Below are 17,638 nucleotides of genomic sequence, written 5' to 3'. Positions count from 1 at the left end.
GTGTTCCATGCACGCACGTCCCGTCGTTCCCGGCTTGCCGGCGCTGGTGTTGGCTGCCCTGATCGGCACCATGGCGATGATGTCCTTCGTCGCCGTGATCGGCCCGGTGGTCCGCATGCTCGGCTTGTCCGAGTGGCATGCCGGCCTGTCGGTCACCGCCGCAGGCGTGTTGTGGATGCTGGCCGCGCGCCCCTGGGGCCAGCTCAGCGACCGCATCGGCCGCAAGCGCGTGCTGATGCTGGCGATGAGTGCCTACACCGTGGTCTACATCGCGCTGGCGGTGTTCATCGACGTCGCCCTGCAGGCGGTGCCGCCGGTACTGGTGTCCGTGCTGGTGCTGGTCGGCGCGCGTGGCCTGATCGGCCTGTTCTATGCGGCGGTGCCTCCTACCGCAGCCGCGCTCATCGCCGACAAGGCACCGACCGGCCAACGTGCGAAATTCCTTGCCCGCCTGGGCAGTGCCAACGCGCTGGGCATGGTGCTCGGCCCGGCCGCCGCGGGCTGGCTGGCCTATACGAACCTGTCGTTGGCGCTGTACGTGGCCGCGCTGCTGCCGTTGCTGGCACTGGCGTTGCTGGCCTGGCGGCTGCCGGCCACACCGCCCGTGGTGGGCGCGTCCTCGCAGCGACGCACGCCGATGAGTCGCCTCGACACGCGCCTGCGCCTGCCGCAGCTGGCAGCGTTCATCGCCATGGTCTCGGTGACCATCGCGCAGGTCACGGTTGGCTTCTTCGCGATTGATCGCCTGGGCCTGGATGCGGCGGCTGGTGCACGCATGGCCGGCATCGCACTCACCGCCGTTGGTGTCGGCCTGATCCTGGCGCAGGCGCTGGTGATGAAGCTGGAGGTCCATCCACGTCGCTGGATCGTCCTTGGCGCCCTGATTTCCGGCATTGGCTTTGCCTCGGTGGCAGGCGTGCAGCAGGGCTGGCAGTTGCCGGCGGCGTATGCGCTGGCCGCGTTTGGCATGGGCTTCGTATTCCCCTCGTTCCAGGCGCTGGCCGCCGATGCGGTGGAGGCGCACGAGCAGGGCGCCGCCGCCGGCACCGTCGCTGCCGCGCAGGGGCTGGGCATGGTGGCCGGGCCGATGCTCGGCACGCTGTTGTATCGCGGCGGGCCAAGCCTGCCTTACCTGCTGGTCGGTGCGCTGCTGCTGTTGCTGTGCGCGCTGGCTGCAGCGCATCGGATGAAGGAGACCCCATGAACGATTCCCTGATGCAGGGCGCGTGGCCGGAGGCCGCCCCAGCGCCGCAGGAGAGCACCGACGACGCGTCGCTGTTCCTGCTGCAGCATGCGGGCCAGCACGTGCACGCACGCGGCTGCCGCGCCACGCTGCCGGCCGGTGCACTGGCGACATTGGCAGAACGCGTCTCGGAGTTCTTTGCCCAGCAGCGTGGCGGCCCGGGCCTGCTGGTTGGCGCGGTGCCGTTCGAGCCGCGTGCCGACGATGCGTTGTACCAGCCCGAGCGCCTGCTGCCGGCGCTGGCACTGCAGCCGCAGGCCGCACCGCCGCTGGACGGCGCCCTGAAGGCCGAGCCTGTGCCTCAGGACTATGCGTCAGCGGTTGCCGCGGCGGTGCAGGTCCTGCGTGCTCCCGAGCAGAACCTGCACAAGGTGGTGCTGGCGCGCAGCCTGCTGGCGCGCACCCGCCAGGCGCTGTCCCCGGACGTGCTGCTGGCACGCCTGGGCGCGGATCCGTCGGTGGCGACCTACGCGGTGCCGTTGCCGGTGGAGCTGGGCCAGGCACCAGCCTGGCTGGTGGGGGCAACCCCGGAACTGCTGCTGCGCAAGCGCGGCGCCGAGCTGTTGTCGCATCCGCTGGCCGGTTCCGCGCGGCGCAGCACCGATGCCGCCGAGGACGAGCGTGCCGCGCAGGCGCTGCTGGCCTCGACCAAGGACCATGACGAGCACCGCCACGTGGTCGAAGCCATCGTCGAGGGCCTGGCACCGTACTGCGGCCACATCGATGCGCAGCCACGGCCGGTGCTGCATGCCACGGCCAGCATGTGGCACCTGGGCACCCGCATCCACGCCACCCTGAAGGATCCGCAGACGTCTGCCGCCGAACTGCTGGCACAGCTGCACCCCACGCCGGCAGTCTGCGGTACGCCACGGTTGGCGGCGCTGCAGCGCATCCGCGAACTGGAACCGGTGCCGCGCGGCTTCTACGCCGGCGCCGTGGGCTGGTTGGACGCGCAGGGTGACGGCGACTGGTACGTGGCGATCCGCTGCGCGCGCCTGCAGGGCACGCAGCTGCGCTTGTATGCCGGTGCAGGCATCGTCGCCGAGTCGCACCCCGAGGCCGAGGTGGCCGAAACCGCAGCGAAGTTCGCTGCCCTGTTGAACGCGCTGGGTGTCCATGAATCCGCGCCCGCCATCGAGCCTGCCGCATGAGTACCTCCACTGACTCTTCCCGCCTGCCGCTGCAGCAGGTGTGGCCCGACGCGCTGGTGGCGCGCTATCGCGAAGCCGGTCATTGGCGTGGCGAGACCTTCCCGGCGTTCCTGCGCGAACGTGCGGAACGCTATGCCGATGACATCGCGGTGGTCGCCGGTGATGTCCGCCTGAGCTACGCGCAGCTGTGGCACGAGGCCGGGCGGATTGGTGCCGGCCTGCTGGCGCTCGGCCTGCAGCCCGGAGAACGGGTGCTGGTGCAGCTGGGCAACACGGCAGGCTTCATGACCACGGTCTGTGGACTGTTCCGCGCCGGGCTGGTGCCGGTGTACGCGTTGCCGGCGCACCGCATCACCGAGCTGGTCCACTTCGCCAACAAGGCTGAAGCCAGTGCCTACATCACCACCGCATTGCACGATGGCTTCGATCATCGCGGGCTGGCGCGGGCGCTGCAGGCCGAAATGCCGGCCGTGCGCCATGTGGTGATCGACGGCGAGGCGGCGGAGTTCATCGCGCTGGAGGCGCTGCAGGGCGATCGCAGCCAGCTGCCGGCCGATCCGGATCCGCAGTCGGTGGCGTTCCTGCAGATTTCCGGAGGCAGCACCGGGCTGTCCAAGCTGATTCCGCGCACCCACGACGACTACATCTATTCGTTCCGTGCCAGCAATGACCTCTGCGGCATCGACCGCGACAGCGTCTACCTGGTCGCGTTGCCGGCCGCGCACAATTTTCCGATGAGCTCGCCGGGTTTCTTCGGCGCGCTGTATGCCGGTGCCCGCGTGGTGCTCAGCCCCGGCCCCGGGCCGGATGCGGCCTTCCCGCTGATCGCCCGCGAACAGGTGACCTGCTGCGGGCTGGTGCCGCCGCTGGCGCTGCTGTGGGCACAGGCCGCCGCCACCAGCAAGCATGACCTGTCCAGCCTGCAGGTACTGCAGGTGGGCGGCGCCAAACTGGTGCCGGAAGCCGCACGGCGGGTGATCGACGGTCTTGGCTGCACGCTGCAGCAGGTGTTCGGCATGGCCGAAGGCCTGGTCAACTACACGCGGCTGGATGATCCGGAGGAACTGATCGTGGCCTGCCAGGGCCGGCCGATCAGTCCGGATGACGAAGTGCGCGTGGTCGATGACCAGGACCAGCCGGTGGCCGAAGGCGAGGTGGGGCATCTGCTCACCCGTGGCCCGTACACCATCCGCGGCTACCACAACGATGCGGTGGCCAATGCGCGCTCGTTCACCGACGATGGCTTCTATCGCACCGGCGACCGCGTGCAGCAGCTGCCCGGAGGCTACCTGGTGGTGCAGGGCCGCGCCGGTGACCACATCAACCGTGCCGGCGAGAAGATCTCCGCCGAAGAGATCGAAGATCACCTGCTGGCCCACCCCGGCGTGTTCGATGCGGCCGTGGTCTCCATTCCCGATGAGTACCTGGGCGAGCGCAGCTGTGCCTTCGTGATTCCGCAGGGCGAGCCGTTCAAGGCACCGGCGCTGAAGTCCTGGATGCGCGGTCGTGGCCTGGCGGCGTTCAAGGTGCCGGACCAGATCGTGTTCGTCGACAGTTTCGATACCACCGCGGTCGGCAAGATCAGCCGCCGCGAACTGCGCGCGCAGCTGCGTGCGCGTCATCTGCAACAGACAGGAGGAACGCGCTGATGGCGCTGCCCCGTATCACCGATTACCCCTTGCCGACCGCCGCTGAACTCCCGCAGGCGCGTGGCCCGTGGCGCCCCCAGCGCGATCGCATTGCGCTGCTGGTGCACGACATGCAACGTTACTTCCTGGCCGCATTCGACGCTGGCAACGCGCCGCTGCGGCCGGCCGTGGACAACATCGCACGCTTGTTGGCGCATTGCCGCGCGCACGGCATTCCGGTGTTCTACACCGCCCAGCATGGCGACCAGGATCGCCGTGACCGTGGCCTGCAGGCCGACCTGTGGGGGCCGGGCATGCGCCGCAGCGCCGATCACGAACCGATCATCGAGGCGCTGGCACCCCAGCCGGGCGAGCACGTGCTGATGAAGCACCGCTACAGCGCGTTCCAGCGCAGCAACCTGGAGACGCTGATGCGGGTACGTGGGCGCGACCAGCTGCTGGTGACCGGCGTGTACGCCCATATCGGCTGCACCGCGACCGTGGTCGAAGCCTTCCAGCGTGATATCGAGGCCTTCATCGCCGCCGATGCGGTGGCGGACTTCTCGCGCGCCGATCACGATCAGGCGCTGCACTGGATCGCGCGTACCAGCGGGGTGCCGATGACCACCGACCAGCTGCTGGAGGTGCTGTGATGGCTGCCACCGGTGAGGTGCTGGATCTGGAGCGGATGCGTGCCGATGTGGCGCGCGTGCTGGAGTGCACGCCGGCCGAGATCGGTGACGACGACAACCTGATCGACCTGGACCTGGATTCGATGCGCATGCTCGGCCTGGTCCTGGCCTGGGGCAACACGGGCCTGCCGCTGGAGTTCTCGCAGTTGGCCGAACACACCACGCTGCGCCAGTGGTGGAACGTGGTGCAGACGCTGCAGGCCGCGCAGAACGCATGAACGCCGTCGCGCTGGCCACGCCGGTGGCATTGACCGAGGCCCAGGCTGGACTGTGGTTCGCACAGCGGTTGGCACCGGACAACCCGTCATTCAATACCGCGCATGCGGTGTGGATCGATGGCCCGCTGGACGTGGCCGCGTTCGTTGCAGCGGCAGACCAGGCAGCGGGCGAGGCCCAGGCCTTTGCGCTGCGGTTTGCCGAAGGAGCCGATGGCCAGCCGCAGCAGTGGCATGACCCGGCACACGTGCCGCTGCTTTCGGTGCGTGATGTTTCCGCCGAGGCGGATGCTGCCGCTGCGGCACGCAGCCTGATGCATGCCGACCGGCTGAGCCCGGTCGACCCCACCCGCGACCGGATCAGTCAGCAGGTGCTGCTTGAACTGGGCGGGCAGCGCTGGGTCTGGTACCTGCGGGTGCATCATCTGGCGGCCGATGGCTACGGCATGGCGCTGTTCACTGATCGCGTGTGCGCGTTGTATGCCGGCCGCATGGGTGAGCCACTGCCGGGGCTGGCGGGCGTGCTGGCCGATGATGCTGCCTATCGTGCCGACCCGCGCCGCACGCAGGCCGGGCAATGGTGGCGCGAGCACATGCAGGGCGCACCGGCGGGCGTGGGCCTGGCCGGCACGCTCGCGGCCAGTGACGACGCGCTGCGCTGGGTGCAGCCGCTCGATGCGGCATTTCGTGAGCAGCTGCTGCAGGCATCGGTACGTTGGCTGCAGGCCTGGCCGGACGTTCTGGCGGCGTTGTCGGCCGAGTACCTGCGGCGGATGAGCGCTGCCGATGAAGTGGTGCTGGGGGTGCCCTACATGGGGCGGCTCGGCAACGCGTCGGCGCGGGTGCCGGCGATGGTGATGAATGTGTTGCCGCTGCGCGTGGCGGCCGCCGAGGGCAGCGTTGAAGCCTTTACGCGCGGCCTGGGTCGCCAGCTCAGCCAGGGCCGCAAGCACGGCCGCTACCGCGGCGAGCAGCTGCGCCGGGATCTGGGCCTGGTCGGCGCGCAGCAGCGCCTGCACGGCCCGCTGGTGAATGTACAGCCGTTCTACAAGCCGCTGGCGCTGACCGGCGTGCAGGCCACGCTGGAGGTGCTGTGCACCGGGCCGGTGGATGATCTGACGCTGGGCTTCCGTGGCGACGGCCAGCACCTGCTGGACCTGGAGATCGAGGCCAATCCCGCGCTGTACAGTCGCGAGGATGTCGAAGCGCACGCGGCGCGGCTGCTGCATTTCGTGTCGGCGGCACTGCAGGCTGACGATATCGCAGCCGTGCCTCTGGCGACGCCCGTGGAGGCGCAGCAGGTGCTGCATGGTTTCAATGCCACCGCGCACGCGCTGCCGGAGACCACCCTGGTCGAGCTGCTGCAGCAGGGCATGGATCGGGACCCGCACGCGCCTGCGCTGGTGTTCGGTGACGCTGCTTTGGATTACGCAGCGCTGGAAGCGCGCAGTTTCGCGCTGGCGGCACAGCTGCGGGCGATGGATGTCGGCCCGGGCAGCGTGGTGGCTGTGGCATTGCCGCGCTCGCTGGAGCTGGTGATCGCGCTGCTGGCGGTGCTGCGCGCCGGAGCCGCCTACCTGCCGGTGGACCTTGCCCATCCTGACGAGCGGCTGGCACGTATCCTCGCCTCGGCGCAGCCGGTGTGCGTACTGGCTGCGTCCGAGGTTTCGGCGCGCATGGCTGGCGTACCGATGCTCGCGCCGGAGCAGTGGACGGCGCTGAGCTTCGCCGCGCCGTGGGCCGATCCTGCGCCCAGCGATGCGGCCTATGTGATCTATACCTCCGGTTCGACCGGCGAGCCCAAGGGCGTGGTCATCGAGCACCGTGCCATCGTCAACCGCCTGCTGTGGATGCGCGAGCACTACGGCATCCGCGCCGATGACCGCGTGCTGCAGAAGACCCCGGCAACCTTCGATGTGTCGGTCTGGGAGTTCTTCCTGCCGCTGCTGTGCGGGGCCACCCTGGTGGTCGCCGGGCCGGACGCGCATCGCGATCCCACTGAACTGGCGCGCTTGATCCGTGGGCATGGCATCACCACGGCGCATTTCGTGCCGTCGATGCTCGATGCCTTCCTCGCCGCGCCGGCCTCGGCCGGGTTGCAGCTGCGCCGGGTGTTCACCAGCGGTGAGGCGCTGGACGCTTCATTGCGCGACCGTTTCCACACGCGCGTGCACGCAGAGCTGCACAACCTGTATGGCCCGACCGAAGCTGCGGTGGATGTCAGCTACTGGCCGGCGTCGACGCAGGACCGCTCGCGGCCAGTGCCGATCGGGTTCCCGGTCTGGAACACCCGCCTGTACGTGCTGGACGCCCGGATGCAGCCGGTGCCGGCAGGCGTGGCCGGTGACCTGTACCTGGGTGGCGTGCAACTGGCACGTGGCTATCTCGGTCGCGATGACCTGACCGCCGAACGCTTCCTTGCCGATCCTTTCCTGGCGGACGAGCGTATCTACCGTACCGGCGACGTAGCCCGTTGGCGCCGCGATGGTGCGGTGGAGTACCTGGGCCGCAGCGACCACCAGGTGAAACTGCGCGGCCTGCGCATCGAACTTGGCGAGATCGAGGCGGCACTACGCGAACTGCCTGGCATGGAGCGGGTGGAAGTGCTGCTGCGCCAGGATGCTCCCGGCGAAGCGCGTCTGGTGGCGTATGTGCCGACCGCGCTAGCCGATGCTGTGATGCTGCGCAGCCACCTGGCCACGCGCGTGCCGGACTACATGGTGCCCTCGGCGTTTGTCGGCGTGGACCACTGGCCGGTGACCGCCAACGGCAAGCTCGACCGCAACGCGTTGCCGAAGCCACCGCAACTTGAAGTTGCCGGCTTGGCGCCGCGCACGCCGTTGGAACAGGAGCTGGCGTTGCTGTTCGCACAGGCGCTTGGGCGTGAGGCGCCGGTGGCGGTGGATGCGGACTTCTTCAGTCTCGGCGGTGACTCGCTGTCGGCGGTGCACCTGCTGCTGGCCATCGAGCAGCGCTGGCGCTGCGATCTGGGTCTGGGTGCCTTGTTCGCGCAGCCCACCGTGGCCGCGCTGGCGGTTCGCATTGCCGAGCCGCCCGCGCTGGCCGATCACGCACTGGGGCCAGTGATCGCGCTGGCCGCGACTGACGCTGCCGGGCCCACGCCGCTGTTCGTGCTGCACCCGGCCGGTGGCATCGTCTGGAACTACCGCACCCTGGCCAGGGCACTGCAGCCGGCACGCCCGGTGTATGGCCTGCAGTCGCCGGCACTGGATGCGCGGCAGCCGCTGCCAAGCAGCATCGAGGCGATGGCCAACGACTACGTACAGCGCGTGGTCGCACTGCAGCCGAAGGGGCCGGTGCATCTGCTGGGCTGGTCGGTGGGCGGCATCCTCGCCCAGGCGATGGCGGTGCGCCTGCATGAGATCGGCCGCGACGTCGGTGAGCTGGTACTGCTGGACGCCTATCCCAGCGAGTGCTGGCGGGCCGAACCAGAACCCGATGCCATCGCTGCATTGCGGGCACTGCTGGCGATTGCCGGCCACGATCCGGATGCGCATCCGGAACTGGACAGCCGTGATCGCATTCTGGCGTTCCTGCGACGTGGCGGTAGTGCACTCGGCAGCCTGCCGGATGTGGTGCTCGATGGGGTGGTGCGCGCGGTGACCGGCACCAATCGACTGATCCGCGAACACATCCACCAACCGTTCGACGGCACGCTGGTGCACGTCCGCGCGGGCCGGGATCACCAGGCGCGGCCACAGCTGCAGTCGGCGTTGTGGCGGACCCACGCGCGCAGGGTGCAGGCACTGGAACTGCCGTTCCTGCACGCCGAACTGACCGGCCGCGATGCGGTGGCGCAGCTGGCACCGTGGTTGTCGGCGCGGTTGCGCCAATGGGACGAGCAACAGGAGATCGCAACATGCAGTTGACCGGTTTTGAACGCCGCGTAGCGTTGGTGACCGGTGCCTCCGGTGGTATCGGAGAGGCACTGGTTCGGTTGTTGGCAGAGGCCGGCTGCACGGTGGTGGCGACCGATCGCGAGGTGCCGCGAGTATCAGATACCCGGGTGACGTCGTTCGCACTCGATGTAACCGACAGCGCCGCGGTGGACGCCCTGGTGGACCAAGTCGAGTCCAGCATCGGGCCAATCGCGCTGGCCGCCAGCGTGGCCGGTGTGCTGCATGTGGGCGGCGTGACCGAAACCGGCGACGACGACTGGCGCCGGGTGTTCGCGGTCAATGCCGATGGCGTGTTCCATGTCGGTCGTGCACTGGCGCGGGTGATGTCGCCGCGCCGGCAGGGCGCAATCGTTACCGTAAGCTCGAATGCGGCCGGCGTGCCGCGGCACGGCATGGCGGCGTATGCCGCGTCCAAGGCCGCGGCCACCATGTTCACCCGCTGCCTTGGGTTGGAACTGGCGCCGCTGGGCATCCGCTGCAACATCGTCGCCCCCGGCTCAACGCTGACCCCGATGCAGACCGGCATGTGGCAGGACGAACGCGGTGCCGAGCGGGTAATCGCCGGCAACCTGGAGACCTACAAGGCCGGCATTCCACTGCGCAAACTCGCCACCCCGGAGGACATCGCGCACTCGGTGATGTTCCTGCTCTCCGAGCAGGCCGGGCACGTGGCAATGAGCGACCTCTACGTCGACGGCGGCGCCACCCTGCGCGCCTGAGCCCCGACGGCGGCTGCCCGGCAACGGTAGTGCCGGCCGCTGGCCGGCAACCCACAGCCCCGGCAGTGCCGGCCGCTGGCCGGGAACCTCATTCAACTTCCGACATTTCCCAACCCCCATCGAGGCATGGCCCGACAGCCAACGCCCAATGATCGACCCACCATGGCGCATGAGCAGCCATCGCCTCCGCCTGGGCCGTCACTCGATCATCGGCCAGTCCTACGTTCTGACAACCACCACACACCAGCGCCGCCGGCTCTTTGAAAGCGACGCTGCAGCAGCATGTGTAATCGACCAGTTCCATTACATCGAACAGCGCGGGCTCGTACAGTCACACGCATGGGTCGTCATGCCGGATCACGTCCACTGGATGTTCGAGCTGCGCGCAGCTCACCTTCCAGACATTGCACGCCGGATGAAGTCGTCGAGCGCGCTTGCCCTGAATCGCCTGGCGGGGCGTCGATGCACGGTGTGGCAGCCTGGCTACTTCGATCATGCCGTGAGGGCCGAGGAGTCGCTGGCGCGGCAGGCGATGTACATCCTGGGGAATCCGGTACGTGCCGGTCTTGCTGGGCAGATTGGCGAGTATCCGTATGCGTGGTCGGTCTGGTTGTGATGCCGGCCAGCGGCCGGCACTACCGGGCCTTCGAACATGGCGATTGCCGGCCAGCGGCCGGCACTACCCGTTGTGGTCAGGGCAGGGTCAGGCGGTAGACCAGCACGCGGTTGTCGTTGTCGTAGGCGCTGTCGCAGGCCTGGCCCTGCATGCGGCAGTGGCGGGCGATGAAGTCGTTGTCGTTGCCGATCAGCAGCAGTACGTCGTTCGGGTGCTGCGGGTCCAGTGCCGGCAGCACGTCCATGGCTTCCCACTTTTCCGAGAGCAGTCCGGCACGCGGGCCGTGCTTCGTGTCCAGATCCAGCCCGGCACGTGCGAGCTGCGGGCGGTCGAGCAGGTTCAGCAGTTCGTCGCTGCGTGCGGGTACGATGCCGTCCTTCAACACGGTGCCCGCCGCATCGGCCAGCACCGAGGTGGTGCCGGTTTCATAGGCGCTGCCTGCCAGATTGCTGGCATCGGCCACATCCACCAGCAGCACCGACTTGTAGACGATCGGGTCATCGCCGTCCTTGCCCAGCCCATTGCCATCCCGGGCCAGCAGCAGGAAGCGATGGTCGCCCAGTGCGCGCAGCTCGCTCTGCGCGGCGGTGCGGTCCAGCTTGCCCTTGCCGTCGTGGGCGTAGGCGGGCAGGGCCATCACGTAATGGCCGATCGGCTGCTGTGGCGTCGGCGAGGCCGTCACGTCGTAGACCAGTACGCGGGTGTTGATGCGGCCAGCCGCGTTGCCCTGTGAGCTGTCCTGCAGCGTGGCGCTCTGCAGCGCCACGAACAGGCGGGTGCCGTCGGGTGACAGGCCCATGCCTTCCACGCCCTGGTTGTTGCGGCGGCCGGTCTGCGGTGGCGCCAGCGAACCGAACGCTGGTTTGCCATCGCGCTGCGGACGGATCGCGGGCGGTGCCACGATCACACCCTGCAGCTGGCCCTGCGCATCGAAGTAGTAGACGTTTGCGGTGTACTCGTCGCCGATATAGAAGTGGCCATCGGCGGTGAACTGCAGCGACTCGGCATCCAGCGAGACCTTGCCCGCGCCTGCGCCGCTGGCCGGCGAGGGCAGCACCACCTCGCGCTGGGTGACCGTGTGGTCACCCGGGTCGGCACCGGTGAACGGCTGGCCGTTGAAGTCCTTCAGCACCACGCCCTTGTCGGGCACCATGGTCAGCGTGCCAAGCGCAGGCTTGCCCGGGGAGATGTCGATGCGCAGCTGCATGCGCTCCACGCGGCCGGTGTAGTCGTAGAACAGGCCGGCCTCGGGGTCGTTGCGGCCGCGGTCGGGCAGGGTCCACAGCACGCCTTCGTAGCCGTTGGCAGTGCGCTTCCAGGTACCGGGCTGCACCGCCAGCGACGAGAACGAGCCCAGCGTGTCGCCCAGGAAGTCCACCGTGCCCGCCGGTAGCCGCCCGGCGGCGACCAGGCCCTTGTCCACATAGGTGCGACCGCCCAGCTGCAGGGTGCGCGGCGGTGCGCCCGTCGCCTCATGCGGCGCGGAGTATCCGCTGGCGGAGAGGGTGGCCAGCAGCAGGGCGGTCGTGAGCATCGGTGGACTCCGGGCGGTCAATCAGAAGCGAAGGTCGATCGTACCGAACACCTGGCGCGGTGCCGAGGCATGGAACACATACAGCTTGCCGGCCGGGTCGCTGGGCGCGAACACGCTCGAGTCCAGGTTGCTGGCGTAGCGCTTGTTGGTCAGGTTGGTCACGTTGAACGACAGGCGCATGCCCTTGGCGAAGCCGACCTGGCCGAAGTCATAGCCACCGGCCAGATCGAACACGGTGAAGCCGCCGAAGCCCTGGTCGTTGGTGTAGGTGTAGAAGCGTTCGCCGGTGTACTTGCCACGCAGGCTGGCGAACCAGCCGTTGTCACGCCAGCTGATCTCGGTGGCCAGCAGCTGCTTGGGCGTATCGGTCTGGATCTTGCCCTTGATCTGCTGCTCCACACCGGCCTGCACGTAGTTGGAGGCGTAGGTCGAACGGTTCAGCGAGGCCGAGGTGTACCAGCTGAAGTGCTCGTTCGGGGTCCACAGCACGGTCAGCTCGGCACCGCGGCTGTCGACGCCGCCCACGTTGTAGAAGCGGTTGCCGCAGGTCGGGCCGACCGGCTGACGCGAGTCACAGGGGTTGTACTGCAGCAGGCGGTTGTCGAAGCGCACGTCGTAGGCGGCGATCGAGGCCTGCAGGGTATCGGTGACGAAGCGGTAGCCGGCTTCGAGCGAGCGGGACTCCTCCGGCTTCAGGTTGCCCTGCGCATTCCAGGTGGCCTGGCTGACCGCCTGCGGGCCCAGCTTGAACCCGCCCTGGAACATGGCGATGTTCTCGGCGTAGCTGGCGAACACTTCGTGGTGCTCGGCCAGGCGGAAGTTGGCGCCGATGCTGGGCAGGAAATTCTTGCTGGCCTTCAGCGAGCCGGTGGCGAACTGGTTGTTCGAGGTCGGCGAGATCGGCGTCTTCGCGTCGCCCGGTAGTGCTTGTGCATCGGAGGTGGCATGCGGGCTCTTGGCGCCGAACTCCAGCGTCAGGCGATCATCAAGCAGGCGCCAGGTGTCTTTCAGGAAGAACTGATGGGTCTTCCAACGCGTGCGCTGGGCGAACACGCCGACGTCGGAGGGCAGGGTATTCATGCCACTCAGGTCGCGCGGGCCATCCACGGCGGTCTGGTAGCGCTCGGCGCTGCTGGTGTTGCGCTCGTACCAGACGCCGCCTTCGATGCGATGTGCACCCAGCTCCCAGTCGAACGACAGCGTGCCGCCATCGCGGTCGATGGTGTAGATGGTGTTGCGGAAGATGATCGGGATCTCCTGCGCCGTGCCCTTGTTCGACCAGGCGCCGCTGTTCCAGTTGTGACCTTCGCCGCGGTCATCGTGGTGGTAGGCCAGGGCACGCAGGCTGAAGCCATCGGCCAGGAAGAAGTCGCCGGCCAGGTAGTAGAGGTTGTCATCGCGCAGGATCTGCCCGGCGGTGAAGGCACCATCGGCATCCTTGTCCGGACCGCTGCTGTCGCACTTCTTCGCGTTGAGGCTGGCGGTATTGCAGTAGGCCTTGGCCACGGCCTTGTTCCAGTCCGGCGCGTAGCCGCCCCAGTCCCAGCCGAGGCCACGCGACATCTCGTCCTTGGACAGGTAGAAGTAGTCCGCCTGGGTGGTGCGCGAGGTATCGACGAAGCCGGTGATCTGGCCGCGGCCGAAGTTCCACACGCCCTTGGCATTGAACTGTTTGGTGGTGGATTTGTTGTAGGCGGTCTGGTCGTTCCACAGATCGGAGACGGCATTCATGCCGGAGACGTAGCCGGAGAAACCGTTGTACTCGCCGCTGTCCACACGCACGAAGGTGCGGCGGTTGGCATCGCTGCCGAAGGTCTGCACCACGCGGCCGCCGAGTTCCTGGGCCGGGCGGTCGGAGGTATAGGAGATGGTGCCGCCGAGGTTGCTGGTGGACGGCGTGCCGAGGCTGCCGATGCCCACCGCCAGTTCCGCGCCGGCCATGTTCTCGCTGATCAGCGCACGGTTGATGGTCAGGCCGTTGTAGTTGTTGTACGCACCATCGCCCAGCGGCACGCCGTCGAGCGTGTAACCGAGACGGGTGGAGTTGAAGCCGCGCAGGCTGAGCGTCATCGACTGCTCGTTGGTGCCCAGCGCATCGGCCGACTGTGCATTGACGCCCGGCAGCAGGTTCAGGGTCTTCTGCAGGCTGGTACCCGGCGGCAGGATGTCGAGGTTCTCGCGGGTGATGCGCTGCACCTGGCGGGCTTCACCGCTGCCGATCACCGAGACCGCATCGAGGGTGGTGGCGGAGGGCGTGCTGGAGGTCGGGGCAGCATCCTGCGCCCAGGCCGCGGGAGCGAGCGCGATCGACAGCGCGGCGGCCAACAAAGTCTTCGTCATGTTACGGACACTCAGGCAGGCACGAGCCACCGCATGGGTGCGGAGCTCATGGAGTTCAAAAGGGGAGACAGCCGATGCGACCGCAGGCGCTGCGGGCGCCGTGGGTCAACGTGAAAATGGTGCGCTAGACAGATGACTGTCTGGTGACACCGCTATACGCGTGGCATGCCGACGCATGCATTGGTGGATGCCAACCTTGGTTGGCATGCGCAGCGTCGTTGGTGGAGCGCCAACCAAGGTTGGCGTCTACCAGAAACGCGGATCAGGAGTGTCGTATCCAGGAGCGCCGAACGAGGTCGGCGTCAAAGCGCGATCAACCCGCGTTGCGCGGCTTGCGCGTGCGCTTCGGCTTTGCGGTATCACCGCCGCTGGCGGCACCATCCTGCAGCGCCTGCAGCCAGGACAGGGTGTCCACGTAGTCGATGAAGTGGCGCAGGTAGCCGGGGCTGGTCGCCTGCATCGTGTCCAGCATGCGTTGCACCAGCACCGCCGAGTTCAGCGGGCCGCCGTCGGCCGGGGCTTCGGTGCGCAGGGAGCGGCGCACCTGCAGTTCGCTGCGCAGCTCCGACCATTCGCGCTGCACCTGCTGCAGCATGGGCACCTGCGGGTAATGCGGCAGCGAGCGCGACCCCGCATCGAGGTCGCGCACCAGTGCGCGCAGGCCTTCGAGCGCTGGTGGCTTACTTGGCATCCGGAGCCTTGGGCTTGGGAATCGGCGCGATCTCCACGCGGCGGTTGCGTGCGCGGCCGTCTTCGCTTGCATTGGAACTGACCGGCTGCTCGCTGCCGAACGCAGCGGCGAACACGGCGTCGGCCGGTACGCCATCGGTGATCAGGGTGCGGGTCACGGTCAGCGACCGCTGTGCCGACAGCTCCCAGTTGTCGGCAAAGCGGCGGTTGCCTTCCCGCACCGGTGCGTCATCGGTGAAGCCACTGACCATCAGGATCTCTTCGCGACTGCCCAGGTAGGCGGCCAGCGGCGCGGCCAGGCTGCGCAGCAGCTCCTGGCCTTCCGGCTGCAGCTGGTCGGAGTTCAGCGCGAACAGCACGCTGCCGCTGATGCCGATGCGGCCATCCACCAGCGTCACCCGACCGGCGGCCAACGGGCCCGCCAGTGCCTGCTCCAATGTCTGCAGGCGCTTGGCTTCGGCCTGGCGCTGCTTCACTTCCTGGTCCAGCCGCTGCGACAGTTCCAGCTGCACGGCAACCACGCCGACCAGGATCAGCACGAACGCGCCCAGCAGCACCGACATCAGGTCGCCGAAGGCGGCCCAGATCGGGGCGTGCGACCCGCCATCGACCTCCAGCTCGTCGCTCATGCGCTACCGGCCTTGCCGCGGCGCGTGGCCAGCTGCTGCAGTTCTTCCATCACCTGCTTCTGCGACAGCAGGCTGAGGTCGACCACCTCGCGCGCCTGCGCCACGTAGTAGGCCAGCTGCTCGTCGCTACGCGCCAGCGAGGCATCCAGCGCACCGCCGATCTGTTCCAGGCGGCCGGACAGCTCGGTGGAGGCGCTGCCGAACTGCGCAACCGCGTCGCCGAAGGTGCCGGCCAACTGGCCCACTTCACCGGCGCTGCCATTGAGCGCCGCGGCAATGCCATCCAGCTTGCCGGTCTCGGCGGCGATATGGTCGGTGAAGCGGCTGCCGACGCGTTCCAGCAGCTCGGCGGAACCGCCGACCAGCGCGTCCATCGCCGTGCGCTGTTCGTGCGAGGCGTGGTTGATTGCATCCAGCAGGGTCTGCACGGTGGCCAGCAGGCGGCCACGTTCTTCCAGCATCGCGTTGTCCCGCACCAGGCTCTCCGAGAGCGTGCTGCGCAGCTCGTTGATGACATCGGCAGCGGCCTTGGGTGCGGCGGCGGCGGTCTGCAGCAGGGTAGACACTTCGGCCAGCGTGGCGCTGGCCTGTGCGCGACCGTTCTCGCCGATCTGCTGCGCGGTGGCCGCCAGCGTGTCGCAGACCTGCTGCTGCTGCGCGGCCAGGCGTTCGCCGTTGGCCTGCAGGCGCTCGGCCAGGTCGGTGGAAACATGCTGCAAGGCATCGCTCCAGCGCTGCAGGCGCTGTTCGTCGCCGGCCTGCAGCTGCGCCTGCAGCGTGGCGTGTGCCTGCTGCAGCTCGGCGCTGACCGCGTCCCAGTGCGCCTGGCGCTGCTGTTCGCGGCTGTCCAGGCTGGCCTGCAGTTCGGCATGCGCGGTTGCGGCGGCGGCCTGCGCGGCCTGCCAATCCTGCGAGCGCTGCTGTTCGTGGTCCTGCAGCAGCGACTGGCTGGCGCTGTGGCGCTGTTCCAGTGCCTGCAGCAACGCCTGCGCATGCTCGTCCAGCTGCTGACCGGCTGCGAGCAGCGCCTGCTGCTGGCGCTCGACCAGCGCGCTGTTCAGCGCCTGCTGCTGTTCGGCGGCGGCGCGCAAGGCCCCTGCATTGCCCTGTGCGTCGGCCTGCAGGCGCTCGCCGATACGTGCGACCAGCGCTTCGGCATGCGTGGCCTGGCCATCGCTGAAGGCCTGCAGGTGCTGGCGCAGATCGCCCACCAGTGCCTGCTGTGCCTGGGTCTGTTCACTCACCACCTTGGCCCAGCTGGCCTCGGTGGCGACGCGGCTGCGCTCGAAACCGTCGCTCAGGCCGGCCAGCTGCTGCTGCACGGCTTGCTCGACGCGGGCGTGCAGTGCTTCGCCGTGACGGGCCAGGCCAGCCAGCGTGGCCTCGGTCATCGGCTGCAGCGCACCACCGATGGCGGCGGCGCTGGCTTCGGCACCTTCGCGCAGCGATTGCTGCAGCGACACCGCCAGGCGTTCCAGCAGGGCCTGGCTCTGGGTCAGGAACTCGGCCTGGCCGGCCAGCAGGCGCTCATTGACAGACGAACTGTGTTGTTCGAACGCGCTGGTCATCGCTTGCAGGCGGTCGACCAGCGCCGGCAGCGCCGCGGACTGTGCCTGCAGCAGGCGCAGCGATTCGGCGCGCTGCCAGGCCTGCGAGTACGGATGCAGGTCGCCGGCAATGGCGCGGTCCAGCTGCTGTACGGCCTGCAGGCGGTCACGACGCAGCAGCGCTGCCAGCAGGCCGAGCATGGCCGAGCTGGCCACGCCGGCGATCGAGGTGCCGAATGCCACCGCCAGGCCCTGCACCGGCGACGCCAGCGAGCCGCGGATCGCGGCCATGTCGGTCGCGCTCTGCAGGGCCAGGCCGGTGCCACGCAGCGTGTCCATCATGCCCAGCAGGGTGCCGAGCATGCCCAGCAGCACCAGCAGGCCGACCAGGTACGGGGTCAGTATCGGTGCGGGCAGGGCGGTGCGCTCGCCTTCCACGCGCAGTCGCACGGCGTTGCGCAGGCCCACCGGCACGCGCTCCAGCCAGGGGGCGAGGCTTTCCTTCGCGCTGGACAGGTCGTTCAGTGCGGCGCGCAGGCCGTTGCTGGCCTGGCGGTAGCGGTACAGCTCCACGCCACCGGCGATGTAGCAGGCCGCGATGATCGCCGCCACCGCTGCACCCAGCGGATGCACCGAAACGTAGCCAATGCCGATCCAGCACACGGCCAGCAGGCCGACAAGGAAAACAACGACATGGAAAGCAGTTCTGGACAT

At 68.6% G+C, this 17,638-nt stretch carries 13 protein-coding genes; 8 read left to right on the top strand and 5 right to left on the bottom strand.

What is annotated here, in order from left to right; genetic code table 11:
* Nucleotides 1–7: 7 nt before the first annotated feature.
* The 8 genes from EKL94_RS03225 to EKL94_RS03190 all read left to right on the top strand — a co-directional run bounded on the left by EKL94_RS03225 (nt 8) and on the right by EKL94_RS03190 (nt 10,184).
* Complete coding sequence (locus EKL94_RS03225) at nt 8–1,204, top strand: MFS transporter (RefSeq protein WP_126927959.1); 1,197 nt, start codon at nt 8–10, stop codon at nt 1,202–1,204.
* Nucleotides 1,201–2,394 (top strand): isochorismate synthase, encoded by a 1,194-nt coding sequence (locus EKL94_RS03220; protein WP_126927958.1) that lies wholly within the window; start codon nt 1,201–1,203, stop codon nt 2,392–2,394. Before EKL94_RS03225 ends, EKL94_RS03220 begins: the two co-directional genes overlap by 4 nt.
* Nucleotides 2,391–4,043 carry a (2,3-dihydroxybenzoyl)adenylate synthase gene (locus EKL94_RS03215; protein ID WP_126927957.1) on the top strand — a complete coding sequence of 551 codons (1,653 nt, stop codon included), beginning with the start codon at nt 2,391–2,393 and terminating at the stop codon, nt 4,041–4,043. Before EKL94_RS03220 ends, EKL94_RS03215 begins: the two co-directional genes overlap by 4 nt.
* A complete protein-coding gene (locus EKL94_RS03210; protein ID WP_126927956.1) occupies nt 4,043–4,675 on the top strand; it encodes an isochorismatase family protein in 633 nt (210 codons plus the stop codon). Before EKL94_RS03215 ends, EKL94_RS03210 begins: the two co-directional genes overlap by 1 nt.
* Complete coding sequence (locus tag EKL94_RS03205; RefSeq protein ID WP_046986169.1) at nt 4,675–4,932, top strand: phosphopantetheine-binding protein; 258 nt, start codon at nt 4,675–4,677, stop codon at nt 4,930–4,932. Before EKL94_RS03210 ends, EKL94_RS03205 begins: the two co-directional genes overlap by 1 nt.
* Nucleotides 4,929–8,819 (top strand): enterobactin synthase subunit F, encoded by a 3,891-nt coding sequence (locus EKL94_RS03200; protein ID WP_126927955.1) that lies wholly within the window; start codon nt 4,929–4,931, stop codon nt 8,817–8,819. The genes EKL94_RS03205 and EKL94_RS03200 overlap by 4 nt, the downstream gene beginning before the upstream one ends.
* Nucleotides 8,810–9,568 carry a 2,3-dihydro-2,3-dihydroxybenzoate dehydrogenase gene (locus tag EKL94_RS03195; protein WP_126927954.1) on the top strand — a complete coding sequence of 253 codons (759 nt, stop codon included), beginning with the start codon at nt 8,810–8,812 and terminating at the stop codon, nt 9,566–9,568. The genes EKL94_RS03200 and EKL94_RS03195 overlap by 10 nt, the downstream gene beginning before the upstream one ends.
* 169 nt (nt 9,569–9,737) lie before the next feature.
* Nucleotides 9,738–10,184, top strand: a complete 447-nt coding sequence (locus EKL94_RS03190; RefSeq protein ID WP_126927953.1) for an REP-associated tyrosine transposase — start codon at nt 9,738–9,740, stop codon at nt 10,182–10,184.
* Between the two features lie 76 nt (nt 10,185–10,260).
* Here the strand turns inward: EKL94_RS03190 and EKL94_RS03185 are convergent, their stop codons facing one another.
* From EKL94_RS03185 to EKL94_RS03165, 5 genes are all read right to left on the bottom strand, one after another.
* Nucleotides 10,261–11,718 carry an esterase-like activity of phytase family protein gene (locus tag EKL94_RS03185; protein WP_126927952.1) on the bottom strand — a complete coding sequence of 486 codons (1,458 nt, stop codon included), beginning with the start codon at nt 11,716–11,718 and terminating at the stop codon, nt 10,261–10,263.
* A 21-nt stretch (nt 11,719–11,739) separates the two neighbouring features.
* Nucleotides 11,740–14,058, bottom strand: a complete 2,319-nt coding sequence (locus EKL94_RS03180; protein ID WP_126927951.1) for a TonB-dependent receptor — start codon at nt 14,056–14,058, stop codon at nt 11,740–11,742.
* A gap of 313 nt (nt 14,059–14,371) precedes the next feature.
* Nucleotides 14,372–14,821, bottom strand: a complete 450-nt coding sequence (locus EKL94_RS03175) for a DUF2894 domain-containing protein (RefSeq protein WP_343202936.1) — start codon at nt 14,819–14,821, stop codon at nt 14,372–14,374.
* Nucleotides 14,739–15,377 carry an OmpA family protein gene (locus EKL94_RS03170; RefSeq protein WP_126927950.1) on the bottom strand — a complete coding sequence of 213 codons (639 nt, stop codon included), beginning with the start codon at nt 15,375–15,377 and terminating at the stop codon, nt 14,739–14,741. The genes EKL94_RS03175 and EKL94_RS03170 overlap by 83 nt, the downstream gene beginning before the upstream one ends.
* Nucleotides 15,374–17,638 (bottom strand): DUF802 domain-containing protein, encoded by a 2,265-nt coding sequence (locus EKL94_RS03165; RefSeq protein WP_126927949.1) that lies wholly within the window; start codon nt 17,636–17,638, stop codon nt 15,374–15,376. The genes EKL94_RS03170 and EKL94_RS03165 overlap by 4 nt, the downstream gene beginning before the upstream one ends.

Origin of the sequence: Stenotrophomonas maltophilia, assembly GCF_003970865.1 — a bacterium.
Classification (GTDB): domain Bacteria; phylum Pseudomonadota; class Gammaproteobacteria; order Xanthomonadales; family Xanthomonadaceae; genus Stenotrophomonas; species Stenotrophomonas maltophilia_AR.
Note: the sequence above shows the minus strand (reverse complement) of the source record. Positions and strands in the feature narration are given on the sequence as shown.

Coding starts and splice junctions, on each gene's coding strand:
- EKL94_RS03225 (WP_126927959.1), top strand. CDS start 8: ATGCACGCACGTCCCGTCGTTCCCGGCTTGCCGGCGCTGGTGTTGGCT.
- EKL94_RS03220 (WP_126927958.1), top strand. CDS start 1,201: ATGAACGATTCCCTGATGCAGGGCGCGTGGCCGGAGGCCGCCCCAGCG.
- EKL94_RS03215 (WP_126927957.1), top strand. CDS start 2,391: ATGAGTACCTCCACTGACTCTTCCCGCCTGCCGCTGCAGCAGGTGTGG.
- EKL94_RS03210 (WP_126927956.1), top strand. CDS start 4,043: ATGGCGCTGCCCCGTATCACCGATTACCCCTTGCCGACCGCCGCTGAA.
- EKL94_RS03205 (WP_046986169.1), top strand. CDS start 4,675: ATGGCTGCCACCGGTGAGGTGCTGGATCTGGAGCGGATGCGTGCCGAT.
- EKL94_RS03200 (WP_126927955.1), top strand. CDS start 4,929: ATGAACGCCGTCGCGCTGGCCACGCCGGTGGCATTGACCGAGGCCCAG.
- EKL94_RS03195 (WP_126927954.1), top strand. CDS start 8,810: ATGCAGTTGACCGGTTTTGAACGCCGCGTAGCGTTGGTGACCGGTGCC.
- EKL94_RS03190 (WP_126927953.1), top strand. CDS start 9,738: ATGAGCAGCCATCGCCTCCGCCTGGGCCGTCACTCGATCATCGGCCAG.
- EKL94_RS03185 (WP_126927952.1), bottom strand. CDS start 11,718: ATGCTCACGACCGCCCTGCTGCTGGCCACCCTCTCCGCCAGCGGATAC.
- EKL94_RS03180 (WP_126927951.1), bottom strand. CDS start 14,058: ATGACGAAGACTTTGTTGGCCGCCGCGCTGTCGATCGCGCTCGCTCCC.
- EKL94_RS03175 (WP_343202936.1), bottom strand. CDS start 14,821: ATGCAAGCGAAGACGGCCGCGCACGCAACCGCCGCGTGGAGATCGCGC.
- EKL94_RS03170 (WP_126927950.1), bottom strand. CDS start 15,377: ATGAGCGACGAGCTGGAGGTCGATGGCGGGTCGCACGCCCCGATCTGG.
- EKL94_RS03165 (WP_126927949.1), bottom strand. CDS start 17,638: ATGTCCAGAACTGCTTTCCATGTCGTTGTTTTCCTTGTCGGCCTGCTG.